A 13,337-nucleotide genomic window follows, 5' to 3' on the forward strand; every position below is an offset into this window, starting at 1 on the left:
CTCCGCTAGTCAACGACGAGAAATTCGAAAAACGGCTTGCGCTTGATCACGTGGCGCTTGAACCGCTCGAATGCATGCAGTCCAAAGACAAAGCCGATTGCACTGTACGAATAAATTTTTGCATATGGCAGGCCCGGGTCGCGGGCCAGAAAACCGAATGCTGCGGAGAACATAAAGCCCAGGGCGATCCCCAATCCAAATTGTGTCACGTTTCGGGAGGAGAGGCCGATTGCCATCGAGTAAAGTGCGGCCGTCAATGCGGCAGATTTGGCCTCAACGGCGCCCGAAAACCAGTTCTCCAGTGCCAGGGGAAACAAGGGGAGACCAAGATGGAGCACAAGGCTGATGAGGAAATTCTGCCAGCCATCGAAACGTCCGCGTTCGCCGGGCGGCCCATTATGTTGCCGGTGATCGGTGGGCACGAAATTCTCCTGAAGCTGAGAAAATAGTCCAGCATACGGTGCTGCGTCAAAAAGCGTTTAGCGATACCGCAAGCATAAAGACGGAGTTGGTCACTGCCTATGTGCGGCCGGGATGTTCCTTGCGATGCGATTCTCGCAGGGTCTTTTGCCCACCGCTGCAGGTGTGATTCGGTAATCGTTCATAATCTACTCAAGAAGTGAGTCGATTGCCTGCATTTTTCGCCTCATCACCTTCATGAAGAATCTTAAGGAAAAACCGAATGAGCGAATACATCACCGTCGACACCCCTGACGGAAGTTTTCAGGCATACCTGGCGCGCCCGGAGACGTTGCCGGCGCCGTCCATCGTCGTCATCCAGGAGATTTTCGGCGTCAATCTCGACCTGCGCGACACCTGCGACGCGCTGGCCGCGCAAGGTTATCTGGCGGTGAGCCCCGACCTGTTCTGGCGCCAGGAACCGGGCGTCGACATGTCTGACCAAAGCCCGGAGGAATGGAAGAAAGCCTTTGCGCTGTACACCGCCTTCGACCGTGATGCCGGCGTCGCGGACATCGCGGCGACCATGGCGGCAGCACGCGCGCTGCCCGGCGCCAGCGGAAAAATCGGCGTGATGGGTTATTGCCTTGGCGGCCTGATGACCTTTCTGACCGCCGCGCGGGTCGGCGCCGATGCCGCAGTGGTCTATTACGGCGGACAGACCGACAAGTATCTCGATGAGGCGGACGACCTCACGACGCCGCTGATGGTCCACCTTGCCGAGGACGACGAGTACATTCCGAAGCCGGCGCAGGAGGCGATCACGACGGCGCTGGCGGACGAGCCGCTCGCCCACGTGTTCATTTATCCGGGAGTGAACCATGCGTTTGCGCGCCATCGCGGCACGCACTACGACGCTGACGCCGCCGCCCTGGCCAACGGCCGCACCGCGGAATTTTTCGAACGCCACCTCAAGTAGGCGGCAGCGCGCCGTGGTGCGCGTGACCTTCCGCCGCGTTCTTCAAGAAGCGGCGTCCGCGGCGCCGGGGTCTGGTCCTGCGGACCTGACCCCATCTTTAAGTAGCCGCCGCTCGACCAATTGCGCAATGCCCAACAGTGTTGGCCATTGCATTGTTATGCCTCCACGTTTCGGGAAAAGGGGTCAGGTCCGCGGGACCAGACCCCTGACTGCGATTACGCCGCGGAGAGGGCTGCGACCACTGCGCGCGTTGCCGCGGCCACCACATCGCTGCGCGTTTTCGCGTCTTTGTCAGGCTGCGTGAAGAAGATGGCGATGACGATCGGCGCGGCGTTCGGCGGCCACACGACGGCGATGGTGTTGGTGGCGCCGTAGCTGCCAGATCCAGTTTTGTCGGCCACTTTCCAGCCGGCCGGCACGCCCGCGCGGATGCGCTCCGCGCCGGTCGTGCTGGTCGCCATCCAGTCGATCAGTTTCGCGCGCGCCGCCGGCGCCAGGGCGTCGCCCAGCGTCAGCTTCTGCAGCGTCTGCATCATCGCCACCGGCGTGGTGGTGTCGCGATCGTCGCCGGGCATCGCGCTGTTCAGCTCGGTTTCCCAGCGGTCGAGGCGGAACTCGGTGTCGCCGATCGAGCGCGCAAACGCCGTCACTGCGGCCGGGCCGCCGATCTGTTTCATCAGCAGGTTGGCCGCGGTGTTGTCGCTCAATTGCAGCGTCGCCGCGCACAGTTCGGCGTTGGTCATGCCGCCGGCGAGGTGCTTCTCCGTCACGGGCGAATACGTGACCAGGTCATCGTTGCTGTAGCGGATGCGCTTGTCCAGCCACGCCGGGCCGCGCGCCAAGATACTTGACGACGCAAGTACTTTGAAGGTGCTGCACATCGGGAAGCGTTCCGTGCCGCGAAAGCTCAGGCGGATCTTGCGGCCAGTATCGTACGCGCACACGCCGAGCCGCCCGCCGGAGGATTTTTCGACTTGCTCGATCGCTGCAGCGAAGCCGTCGGCGCGCGGCGCCATCACGGTGCAGCCGGCCAGCGGCGCCGCCGCCGCGGTCAGCAGGAACCCGCGCCGCGAGATCATTGCGTTGCCCCAGATCGCGCCACCCAGTCGACCAGCGCGTCGAGCACCGCGCGGCCCTTGCCGTTGCTGATCTGATCGCTGTTGATCATCGCCACCACCACGCACTGCTGGCCCAGCGCATCGCGCACGTAGCCGGCCACCGCCGTCACGTTCGACAAGGTCCCGGTCTTCATGCGCGCATGGCCCGCCGCCGGGCTGTCCTTCAGGCGCTTGCGCATGGTGCCGTCGACCGCGACGATCGGCATGCTGGCCTGGAACTCCGGCGACCAGTCGCTGCGCAGGCCGGCTTTCAGCAGGCCGCCCATCTGCGCCGCGCTGATGCGCTCGAGGCGGGACAGGCCGGAGCCGTTTTCCATCACCAGGCCGACGTCGTCGATGCCGTGCTGGCGCATCCACGCGCGCACGGCGGCGTCGGCGCGCGTGAAGGTCGTCTCAGTGCTTGCCGCCAGCGGCCGGCTGCCCAGCATCGGATCAGCTTCGAGGGCGCCCATGCTGAGGAAAACAGTGCGCGCCAGCGTGTTGTCGGACGGCTTGTTGATGTCGCGGACGACTTCCGGCAGCGCGCGCGCGACGTGATCGGCCAGCAGCTTCGACTCCGGCGCCGCGACGCCGTCGACCACGTCGCCGCTGAATTTCCCACCCAATTTTTTCCACGTGGCGCGGAACAGCCGGCCGACGTAGTCCTGGCGGTCGACCACGTTGATGCTGTAGCCGCGCGCGCAGTTCTTCGGAAAGGTCCCGTGCAGCACGACCTTGATGCGGCCGTCGATCCGCTGCGCTTCCGGCCTCTTCCAGCCGTCTTCCCATTTGGCGCAGTCAGCGTCGACCAGCTTCATGTCCGAGCCGATGCTGACCTTTTCCAGCGACGGCTGCATCGCCAGCTTGAGCTTCCTGTCGTCCGAGCGCATGTCGATCTGCAGCATGTTCTTGTTGACCAGCAGCGCGTCGGGAATCACGTTGTAGTAGGCCTCGGGCGCCTCGTCGAACGGCGGCATGCCGACGTCGCTGCGCGGCGGCGAAAACAGCGAGCGGTCCAGCACCAGGTTGCCGGCGATGCGGTCGATGCCCTGGTTGCGCAGCGCCTGCAGCATCTTCTCCAGCACCTCGCCGCTGAAGTCGGCATCGGCGCCGCCGCGCAGCACCAGGTCGCCTTTCAGCACGCCCTTCACCACGTCGCCGGACGAACGCAATTCGGTGCGGCCCTTGAACACCGGCCCCAGCGTCTCGAGGCCGACCAGCGTGGTCACCAGCTTCATCGTCGACGCCGGCTGCATCGGCCGGTCCGCCAGGTGCGACAGCACCGTGGTGTCGCCGCGCAGCACCAGCACGCCGATGGCGTCCTGCGGAATGCCGTTGGCGGCCATCTGACCGGCCACCGGCTCGGGCAACTGCGCCTGGGCGAGCGGCAGCCAGGCGGTGATCAATGCGGCGAGGGCGATGCGACGGAACATGCAGGGCTCCTTAATGGAAGAACAGGTAGGCGACGAAAATGGCGGCGACGATGCCGGCGAAGTCGGCGATCAGGCCGTACGAGATCGCATAGCGCGTCTTGCGGATGCCGACCGAGCCGAAGTACAGCGCGACGATGTAGAAGGTGGTGTCCGCCGAGCCCTGGAAGATGCAGGCGAGGCGGCCGACGAAGGAGTCGACTCCGTAGGTTTTCATCGCGTCGATCATCATCGCCTTCGAGCCGCTGCCCGACAGCGGTTTCATCAGCGCGGTCGGCAGCGCCGGCACGAAGTCGGTGTTGAGGCCCATCTGCACGAACACCCAGTTCAGCGCGCCGACGATATAGCCCATCACGCCCGAATTGCGGATCACGCTGATCGCCACCAGCATGCCGACCAGGTAGGGGATGATCGTGAGCGAGGTCTGGATGCCGCCCTTGGCGCCTTCGATGAAGGCGTCGTACACATTGACCTTCTTGCGCATCGCGCCGACGATGAACACGATGATGATCGAGAACAGGATCAGGTTGCTGGCCACCTTGGACACCAGTTCGATCTCGGGCTTGGTCAGGTAGTTGGTGAAATACCAGATCAGCAGGCCGATGGCCGCGGTCATGCCGCCCAGCCAGCCCAGCACCACGGTGTTGAGCAGGTTGATGCGCTGCTTGAGCGACACCGCGATGATGCCGGTGACGGTCGCCACGTACGTTGCGATCATGCACGGGATGAAGATGTCGGACGGGTCGGCCGCGCCGAGGATCGCGCGCTGGGCCATGATGGCGAGCGGGATCAGGGTCAGGCCGGAGGTGTGCATCACCAGGAACATGATCTGCGCGTTGCTGGCCGTGTCCTTGTCGGGATTGAGCGTCTGCAGGCTTTCCATCGCCTTCAGGCCGAACGGCGTGGCGGCGTTGTCGAGGCCCAGCAGGTTGGCCGAGAAATTCATCACCATGTGCCCGGTCGCCGGGTGGTCTTTCGGCACGTCGGGGAAGATGCGCGAGAAGAACGGCGCGATGACCTTGGCCAGCCAGCCGACCGCGCCGGCTTTCTCGCCGATGTTCATGATGCCGAGCCACAAAGTCATCACGCCGGCCAGCGGCAGGGCGATATCCATCACGGCCAGCTTGGCGGAGTCGAAGGTGCCGTCGACGATGCGCTTGAAGATCTCGGTATCGCCGAGAAAAATCCACTGCGCGATCGCCGCGATGAAACCTACCAGGAAAAAACCGGACCAGATGTAATTCAATGCCATTGTCGTCGACTATATGCGTATTGGATGAGCACGATTGTGCAGCGAGAGTATAGGCCCAGTGCGGGGTGCGAGGATGAAAGAATGCGCTGGAGCCATGCAAAAAAGTTATGTGATGGCGCGGCGCGGGCGGGGCCTGGTCGTGCGGACTTGACCCCATTTTTGCCCTGAGTTGACATATCATACGACCCCATGAAACTCCGACACGCCGCCGCCGCCCTCCTGTTCGCGCTCTCCTGCATCGGCCCGGCCGCCGCCGCCGAGCCCAAGGTCCTGCACATGTTCCTGTCGACCAGCGAGACCGGCCTCGACCCCGCGGTGGCGTCCGACATCGCCTCGCTCAGCCTGCTGGAAAACCTGTTCGACCCGCTGCTGCGCTACGACTACCTCGCGCGCCCGGTCAAGCTGCGCGAAAACACCGCGGTCGCCATGCCCACGGTCGAGGACGGCGGCCTGACCTACACCTTCAAGCTCCGGTCCGGCATCCACTTCACCCCCGACCCCGCGTTCAAGGGGGCGCAACGGGAAGTGACCGCCGCCGATTACGTCTACAGCCTGACGCGCCTGTACGACCCGATGCTGAAGTCCCCGTGGCTCAGCCTGTTCGAAGGCAAGATCGCCGGCGACCAGGCGCTGCACGACAAGTTCAGCTACGACACCCCGATCGAGGGCCTGAAGGCGCTCGACCGCTACACCCTGCGCATTCGCCTGACGGCGCCGGACACCAATTTCCTGTTCTACCTGGCCACGCCGGCCACCGGCGTGGTGGCGCGCGAAGTGGTCGAGGCGTATCCGAACCAGGTCGGCAACCACCCGGTCGGCAGCGGCCCGTTCATGGTCGGCGACTGGAAGCACAGCGACAAGATCGTGCTGCTGGCCAACCCCGATTCAACCGCCGTGTTCCATTCGACTCCCGGCCCGGACGCCGACAGCCAGGCGATCGCCCGCGCGCTCGAGGGCAAGCGCCTGCCGCTGGTGGACCGGGTCGAGGTGAAGATCGCCGAGGAGTTCCAGGGCCGCATGCTGGGATTCCTGGGCGGCGAGTACGACTACCTGGAGCAGGTGCCCGAGTCGATGACCGACATGGTGATCGCCGGCGGCAAGCTCAAGCCGGCCCTCGCCGCGCAGGGCATGGAGCTGTCGCGCTTCCCGGTGATGCAGACTTACTACATGTGGATGAACATGGACAATCCGCTGATCGGCGGCTACAGCAAGGAAAAGGTGGCGCTGCGGCGCGCCATTTCGCTGGGCTACGACAGCGCCGAGGACATCGCGCTGCTGAAGAAGGGCTTTGCCATCAAGGCGCAGTCGCCGGTCGCGCCCAACGTGCTCGGCTACGACCCGGCCTACCGCAGCCCGGTGCCTTACGATCCGGCGCTGGCCAATGCCCTGCTCGACCGCTTCGGCTATACCCGGCGCGACCCGGACGGGTTTCGCCGCACCCACGACAACCAGCCGCTGACCTTGACCATGCACAGCGAGGCGACGGCCGCCGGCCGCCTGCGCGACGAATTGTGGCGTAAAAACCTCAACGCGATCGGCCTGCGCGTGGTGTTCGTCACCGACAAGAAGACCGAGATCATCAAGGCATCGCGCCTGGGCAAGGTGATGATGTTCGAGAGCAACTGGATCGCCGATTTCCCCGACGGCGACAATTTCTACCAGCTGCTGTACGGCCCCAACGCCGGGCGCGCCAACTACGCCCGCTTCAACCTGCCGGCCTACAACCAGCGCTACGAACAGGCGCGGAAACTGGCCGATTCGCCGGCCCGCCAGCAGCTGTATTTCGAGATGAACCAGCTGATCCACGCCTACAACCCGTGGGTGCCGCTGTCGCACGTGATCTCGGCCGATTTGCGCCAAGCGTGGCTTAAAAACTACAAGCGGCACCCGGTTGAGTTCACCGCATGGCGATATCTCGACATTGACCTTGCGCAGCGGAAACGAGCCAGTAGAATGGCCCGCTAAGCCTGTAAGCGCGGCTTATGGCCCGTGCATTCCATAAAGTTATAGTTGACTCAGGTTAATTCATTGGATGGAGGCAAGCGCCTGCGCTTACTCTCAAATGTCACATTGATGTAATGCAAAGACATTACAAATAATAAATTGCCGATTCGGCAGCACCAGTTCAATCAAGGAGAGCCACCCGTGAAGTTAAAGAAACTCGCATACCTGATCGCCATCATCGGCGCCGCCGGCCCAGCCGTGGCCCAGGAAGTGCAATCGAACCAACCCATCCAGCGCGTGGAAATCACGGGTAGTAGCATCAAGCGCATCGCCAAGGAAGGCGCGCTGCCAGTCCAAGTCATCACTTTCGAAGACATGGAAAAGCGGGGCATCACCTCCTCGGAAGAACTGATCCGCTCGATCGCCTCGAACGGCATCGGCGCCGACAACATGACCTCCGGTAACAACGTGTTCGGCGCCGACGCCGACCGCGTCAGCGGCGGCGCTTCGTTCGCCGCTCTGCGCTCGCTCGGACCGAACGCCACGCTGGTGCTGCTCAACGGCCGCCGCATCGCCACCCACGGCGGCAGCGGCAAGGCAGTCGACCTGAACTCGATTCCGCTGGGCGCCATCGCCCGCGTCGAGATCCTGAAAGACGGCGCCTCGGCGATCTACGGCACCGACGCGATCGGCGGCGTGGTCAACTTCATCACCAAAGACAACTATGTCGGCAACCAGATCTCGGGCACCGGCTCGGTGACCCAGGCCGGCGGCGGCACCAACCGTCGCGGCCAGCTGCTGGTGGGCCGCGGCGCGCTCGACACCGACGGCTGGAACGCCATGCTCAGCTTCACGGTCGACAGCAACGACAAGCTGTCGTCGAAGCAGCGTGATTTCGCCAACGGCTACCAGCCGCTGCGCGGCCTGTCGCCGGACACCACCGGCACCCCGTACGCCAACCAGCTGACCGGCGCCGGCACCGCGCTGGGCACCGGTTTCAAGGTCCCCGGCGACGCCACCACCTACCTGCAGGCCAATCCGCTGAGCTTCCAGGGCAAGTGCGACACCATTCCCGGCATGTCGCAGTACGCCACCGCGCTGTGGAAAGACGTGACGCCGCCGTCGCGCACCACTTATTCCTGCGCCTACGACTATGGCGCGGACTACGTGATGCAGACCCCGGTCGACCGCCTGAACGCGATGGGCCGCTCGGTCTTCAAGCTGACCAACGACAGCCGCGTGTTCGTCGAAGTGCTGGCGTCGCGCACCCGCGCCATCTCCTCGCTGACCCCGGTCCAGGTGCAGACCTCGCTGGCCGCCGGCAACGCCTACCCGGTTGGTGGTCCTTACTACCAGGACCTGACGCCATACGTGTCGACTTTCGACAAGACCAAGCCGATCATCTACAAGTGGCGCGCCAACATCGCCGGTGACCGCACCCAGGAAAACCAGACCGACAACGCGCGCCTGCTGGTCGGCCTCGAGGGCGTGACCTTCTTCAACTGGGACTACAAGCTGGGCATCTCGAAGGCCTTCAGCAAGACCCAGACCGACCTGAAGGACGGCTACGTGTTCACCGCGCCGTTCTACAAGGTGCTGGGCTCGGGCATCGTCAATCCATGGGTTGGCCCTGGCCAGACCCAGACCCAGGCCGCGATCGACGCAGTCAACGCGACCAAATACATGGGCAAGCTGCAGCACGGCCGTACCACCCTGAGCCAGGTCGACGGCACCATGTCCGGCGAACTGTTCAAGCTGCCGTCGGGCCCGTTGTCGGCCGCGGTCGGCTTCGACCTGCGCAAGGAAGGCTACGGCTTCGCCCAGGACACCGACGCCACCTTGATCCTGCTGGCCCCGGGCAATGCCCGCCTGAACGCCGCAACGCGCAACATCAAGGCGATGTTCGCCGAAGTGATCGTGCCGATCACCAAATCGCTGGAAGTGCAAGGCGCCGTGCGCCGCGACGATTACAGCATCATCGGCAGCACCACCAACCCGAAAGTCGCGTTCCGCTTCGAGCCGGTCAACTGGCTGCTGTTCCGCGGTTCGGCCAGCAAGGGCTTCCTGGCGCCGAGCTTCACCCAGCTGTACTCGCAACAGCTGCCGTTGGAACTGCCGAACGGCATCATCGATCCGGAAGGCTGCCCAACCCACCCGGGCGACCCACGTTTCTGCGCCATTTCGCGCCTGTCTTACTTCAGCGGCGGCAACACCAAGCTGAAGCCTGAGACCTCCAAGCAGGGCACGATCGGCTTCGTGGTCGAGCCGATGAAGGGCTGGTCGGTCGGCGTCGATTACTGGGCGATCAATTCCAAGGACAAGATCCTGAACCGCACGCCGCAGGTGATCCTGGCGAACTACACGCTGCTGCCGGAAAACATCATCCGCAACGCCGACGGCACCATCGCCTACATCCAGGCGGGCTGGATCAACGCTTCGGGCAGCAAGACCCGCGGCGCCGACGTCAACGCGCGCGCCGACGGCAAGGTCGGCAGCTACAAGTGGTCGGCCGGCCTGGACGGCACCTGGACCCAGACCTTCCAGTTCGCGGAGATCGAAGGCCAGCCGTTCAAGGAATTCGTCGGCAACTTCTACACCCGCGACCTGTACCTGCGCTGGAAACACCAGGCGAGCGTCAGCCTGAGCAAGGGCGACTGGAGCACCCTGCTGTCGCAAAGCTACTCGTCGGGCTACAAGGACCAGGTGCCGAACCGCGGCCTCGGCACGCCGCCGGCCGGCTTCGTCCCTGACGTCGAGAGCCACATCCGTTACAACCTGTCGGCGACTTACACCGGTATCAAGAACCTGACCCTGACCGCAGGTATCCTGAACCTGTTCGACAAGGATCCTGAGTTCACCGCGCACAACGTCGATGAAGTCGTCGGCGCCGGCTGGGATCCACGCGTTTCGGATCCACGCGGCCGTACCTTCACCGTGACGGCCCGCTACAAGTTCTGATGAGGTCAACGCGCCGGCCGGCAACGGCCGGCGCCACCTGACGCTTCGGCGGCGCTGCAGTATGAGCGCCGCCGAAATTTTTTCCGGATTATCGTTTACGAATTACCAGACAACAGACGATGGCTGACCAACCAACAAGCCGGCGCCGCTTCGGTGCCGTGCTGGCCGCCGCCGCCGCGGGCGTGGCCCTGCCGGCCGGCGCGGCGCCGCATCGTCGCCGCCCGCACGCCATGAAACGACCATTGATCAAACCGCCGCGCCTGCGCGAGGGCGACCTCGTCGCCGTCATCGCGCCCGGCGGCTACACCAGCGACGCCTCGATCGGCAAGGCGGTGCAGCGCATCGAAGCGCTGGGCTTTCGCGCCATTCTCGGCGCCAACCTGCGCGAAGTGCACGGCAACTACGCCGGTTCGGTGCAGCAGCGCCTGGCCGACCTGCACGCGATGTTCGCCAACCCCGAGGTCAAGGCGATCTGGTGCATCCGCGGCGGCTCCGGCTGCATCTCGCTGCTGGCCGGCATCGACTACGCGCTGGTGCGCGCCAACCCCAAAGTCCTGCTGGGCTACTCCGACATCACCGCGCTGCACCTGGCGATCCACCGCCACGCCGGCCTGGTGACTTTCCACGGACCGGTGGCCTCGTCGACGCCGTCCGATTATTCGACCGCCCACATGCTGGCCGTGCTGATGGATCCGCAGCCGACCTACACCATCCCGATGGCGATGGAAAACGCCAGGCGCGCGCTCGAGGAGCCGCACTACGCGATCCGCACCGTGCACGGCGGCGTCGCGACCGGGCCGCTGATGGGCGGCAACCTGAGCATGGTGGCCGCGCTGGCGGGCACGCCGTACGAAGGCGACTTCCGCGGCGGCATCCTGTTTATCGAAGAGGTGAACGAGGCGCCGTACCGGATCGACCGCTGGATGACCCAGCTCGATTTATCGCTTGGGCTGGCGAAGGCGGCCGGCGTGATGATCGGCATTTGCGACAACTGCGGGCCGGGCCACGAAGACATCTCGCTGACGCTCGACGAAACGCTCGACATCCACCTGCAGCCCTTGAAGGGGCCGGCGGTCAGCGGCTATTCGTTCGGGCATATCCGCAACCAGTTCACCATCCCTGTCGGCGTGCGCGCCACGCTCGACGCGGAGCGGCAGACGGTGACCTTGCTGGAGCCGGCGGTCAGCTAACGAAGCCTGGGTCCGACCCGTCGGGTCAGACCCTTGACGCCGCTTTCACGCCATCCAGAAAAACACCGCCGTCATGCGCTTGTCGGCATGCTCGAAGCCGAAATAGCTGCTGGCCGAATGCACCATGTTGGCGCGGTACAGCAGCATCCGGTTGAAGCGGTTCTCCACCCGCGTCTCTTCCTGCCACGCTTCCGGCGGCAAGCCCTTGACCCCCAGCGCCTCGCGCAGGTTGGCGTGCGGCGGGCTGCAGAAATTCCCCCCCAGCCTGCCGTCCGGATAGCGCAGCCGGTAGAACGAGGTGCCGGCCTCCGGCTCCGGCCGCGGCGTCAGGTAGATCACCGCGGCGTAGCGGCACAGCTTGCGCGAATCGGTGTGCGGGCGCGGCCCCGATTCGGCCATCCCGACCAGCTGCGCATAATTGTGATTGAGGAAGGCGCCTTCCGGCGTGGCTTCGGTCCACAGCCGCTTCGCGCCCGTCACCTGCCTGACCCATGCTTCGACCAGCGCCAGTTCGTCCGGCAGCAGGGCGCCGGCGGCGCGCATGCCGGGCCACGGCTCGGGCCGGTGCGGCGCGCCCAGTTCCCATTCGGTCAGGCCGTAGCAGCGCTGCGCCACCGCCTCGGGGTCGGGCAGGATGTCGTCCTTGATCCAGTAATCGCGCCCCAGCTGGGGCTTGCGGTAGGTGAGGGCCGGCAGCGCCATCAGTGCCCGACGATCTGCGACAGCACCGAAAACGCCGCTCCCGTCTGCGACTGCTCGAGCAGGATGGTCAGTTCGGAAAAGGTGCACATCATGTTGACCACGGCGATCTTGTCCCACGCCAGCTTCTTCAGCACGGCATGGTAGATGCCCGGCGTCTTGCGGGTCTCCGGATTCATGCGCAAGGTCAGCGCGGTCAGGTTCTCGACCCGGGCCAGCAGGCGCTCGTCGCCGAAGGCTTCCTCGACCAGGTGGGTCAGCGGGCGGCTGCACACCACCAGGATTTCATGCACGCCTCGCGTGACGGTCACGAAGGTACCCGGATACGGCTCGGCCAATGCCAGCAGCTGGCGCTGGCATTCGTTGCTGTTGTCCGACAGCCGGTAGGTGGAAATAGTCAGGTCGGTGCGTGTGGTCAGTTCGCCCAGCCGCGGCGCCAGCACGATCGAGTGCGCCATGTCGTTCTGCGGCAGGCGCTCGGAGATGCGGCGCAGCGCCATCACGACGGCGGCCTGGCCGACCGGCTTCCACAGGTCCGATTCGAGCTGGGGGCGCAATTGGCGCGCCAGTTCCGAGAGGTTGATCAGGCCGGCGGCGATCCCCTCGGTGAGGAAGGGCGACTCCGACACTAACTGCTCAACTTTGTTGGCGATCGACAGCATTTTTCATCCGAATCTCCCGAGGCGTGACGCCTGGCGGGACGTAGTCACAAACGGCTGGTCAAGGCGATGCTTTGCGCGAATCGCGGGGAAAACGCTCCCCGTTGTCGCGGACGACTTCGCTACTTACTGATACTGGGTGGAATGGTGCGCTGGATTGCTCGATGGATCAGAGCGGCCCCGGCGACGGGGGGCGCGAGGCGGGCGGAGGCGAAGAAACGACGAAGGCCAATTGCGATGAAAAAGTCATGGTTTTTTTCCCGTTGATTGCGCTGTATGCCGGAGTCTCCGCGCGCTTGCTATCGATGTCACCTGGCCGTTGTATTTGCCGGTCACTGAGAACGAGTGTAGACCGTACTCAATTGAAATTGCAATCGAATTGCGGCGTCGAATCTATCGAAATGTTTCGTTTTTGCAGCATATTCATGCTGTGTATTGACTCCAATGCAATTTTTCGACAATTAAGGGGTTTTCACCGAATTTTATTTTGTAGGAGTAAGACTACACCGATCGATCGATAGCTATTCTTTTGTATGGGTAGGAAAAAAAGCGACATGTGTATATCCACTTTTGCCCGGCAAACGCGAAAAAACGCCGGCCGCGGGGGCGTTAAAGATGAATCTGGGGGCAGTCGGCGCCAAACCGGGAATGTTCATTCCAACATTTGACCAAATGCAACTGGTTCATTACATCCGGAACATTATTTTGGAAAGAAGGCGGCGCACCGGTG

General features: G+C 64.0%; 10 protein-coding genes. 4 read left to right on the forward strand and 6 right to left on the reverse strand.

All coding sequences use genetic code 11. The features are described 5' to 3' along the window. Window positions 1-5: 5 nt before the first annotated feature. Window positions 6-422 carry a hypothetical protein gene (locus AC1D02_RS09520; RefSeq protein ID WP_477316073.1) on the reverse strand — a complete coding sequence of 139 codons (417 nt, stop codon included), beginning with the start codon at window positions 420-422 and terminating at the stop codon, window positions 6-8. Window positions 423-682: 260 nt separating this feature from the next. Here AC1D02_RS09520 and AC1D02_RS09525 point away from each other — a divergent pair, with 260 nt between their 5' ends. Beyond that, the gene (locus AC1D02_RS09525; RefSeq protein WP_477316075.1) at window positions 683-1,378 is read left to right on the forward strand and encodes a dienelactone hydrolase family protein; all 696 of its coding nucleotides are present in this window, start codon (window positions 683-685) and stop codon (window positions 1,376-1,378) included. A 215-nt stretch (window positions 1,379-1,593) separates the two neighbouring features. On the opposite strand, the gene bla is transcribed toward AC1D02_RS09525, so the two are convergent. From bla to AC1D02_RS09540, 3 genes are read right to left on the reverse strand one after another with little or no spacing between them, the layout of a single operon-like run. Beyond that, entirely contained in the window at window positions 1,594-2,457 is an 864-nt protein-coding gene (gene bla / locus AC1D02_RS09530) for a class A beta-lactamase (protein WP_477316077.1), read from the reverse strand. Continuing rightward, window positions 2,454-3,908: a D-alanyl-D-alanine carboxypeptidase/D-alanyl-D-alanine endopeptidase gene (gene dacB / locus AC1D02_RS09535; protein WP_477316079.1), complete on the reverse strand. Its 1,455-nt coding sequence runs from the start codon at window positions 3,906-3,908 to the stop codon at window positions 2,454-2,456. The genes bla and dacB overlap by 4 nt, the downstream gene beginning before the upstream one ends. A gap of 10 nt (window positions 3,909-3,918) precedes the next feature. Continuing rightward, entirely contained in the window at window positions 3,919-5,157 is a 1,239-nt protein-coding gene (locus tag AC1D02_RS09540) for a nucleoside recognition domain-containing protein (protein ID WP_477316081.1), read from the reverse strand. 189 nt (window positions 5,158-5,346) lie between these two features. Between AC1D02_RS09540 and AC1D02_RS09545 the strand changes: the two genes are divergently transcribed. The 3 genes from AC1D02_RS09545 (at window position 5,347) to AC1D02_RS09555 (ending at window position 11,249) form a co-directional block, all read left to right on the forward strand. Beyond that, complete coding sequence (locus tag AC1D02_RS09545) at window positions 5,347-7,122, forward strand: ABC transporter substrate-binding protein (RefSeq protein WP_477316083.1); 1,776 nt, start codon at window positions 5,347-5,349, stop codon at window positions 7,120-7,122. Between the two features lie 180 nt (window positions 7,123-7,302). Continuing rightward, window positions 7,303-10,059, forward strand: coding sequence for a TonB-dependent receptor domain-containing protein (locus AC1D02_RS09550; RefSeq protein WP_477316085.1), 2,757 nt, complete (start codon window positions 7,303-7,305; stop codon window positions 10,057-10,059). Between the two features lie 119 nt (window positions 10,060-10,178). Further along, window positions 10,179-11,249 carry a S66 peptidase family protein gene (locus AC1D02_RS09555; protein WP_477316087.1) on the forward strand — a complete coding sequence of 357 codons (1,071 nt, stop codon included), beginning with the start codon at window positions 10,179-10,181 and terminating at the stop codon, window positions 11,247-11,249. 45 nt (window positions 11,250-11,294) lie between these two features. Here AC1D02_RS09555 and AC1D02_RS09560 read toward each other — a convergent pair whose 3' ends face one another. Both AC1D02_RS09560 and AC1D02_RS09565 read right to left on the reverse strand, forming a co-directional pair. After that, entirely contained in the window at window positions 11,295-11,951 is a 657-nt protein-coding gene (locus tag AC1D02_RS09560) for a DUF6445 family protein (protein ID WP_477316089.1), read from the reverse strand. Then, window positions 11,951-12,610 carry a hypothetical protein gene (locus AC1D02_RS09565; RefSeq protein ID WP_477316091.1) on the reverse strand — a complete coding sequence of 220 codons (660 nt, stop codon included), beginning with the start codon at window positions 12,608-12,610 and terminating at the stop codon, window positions 11,951-11,953. The genes AC1D02_RS09560 and AC1D02_RS09565 overlap by 1 nt, the downstream gene beginning before the upstream one ends. Between the last annotated feature and the right edge of the window lie 727 nt (window positions 12,611-13,337).

This window comes from Massilia sp. P1_C10 (assembly GCF_056406475.1).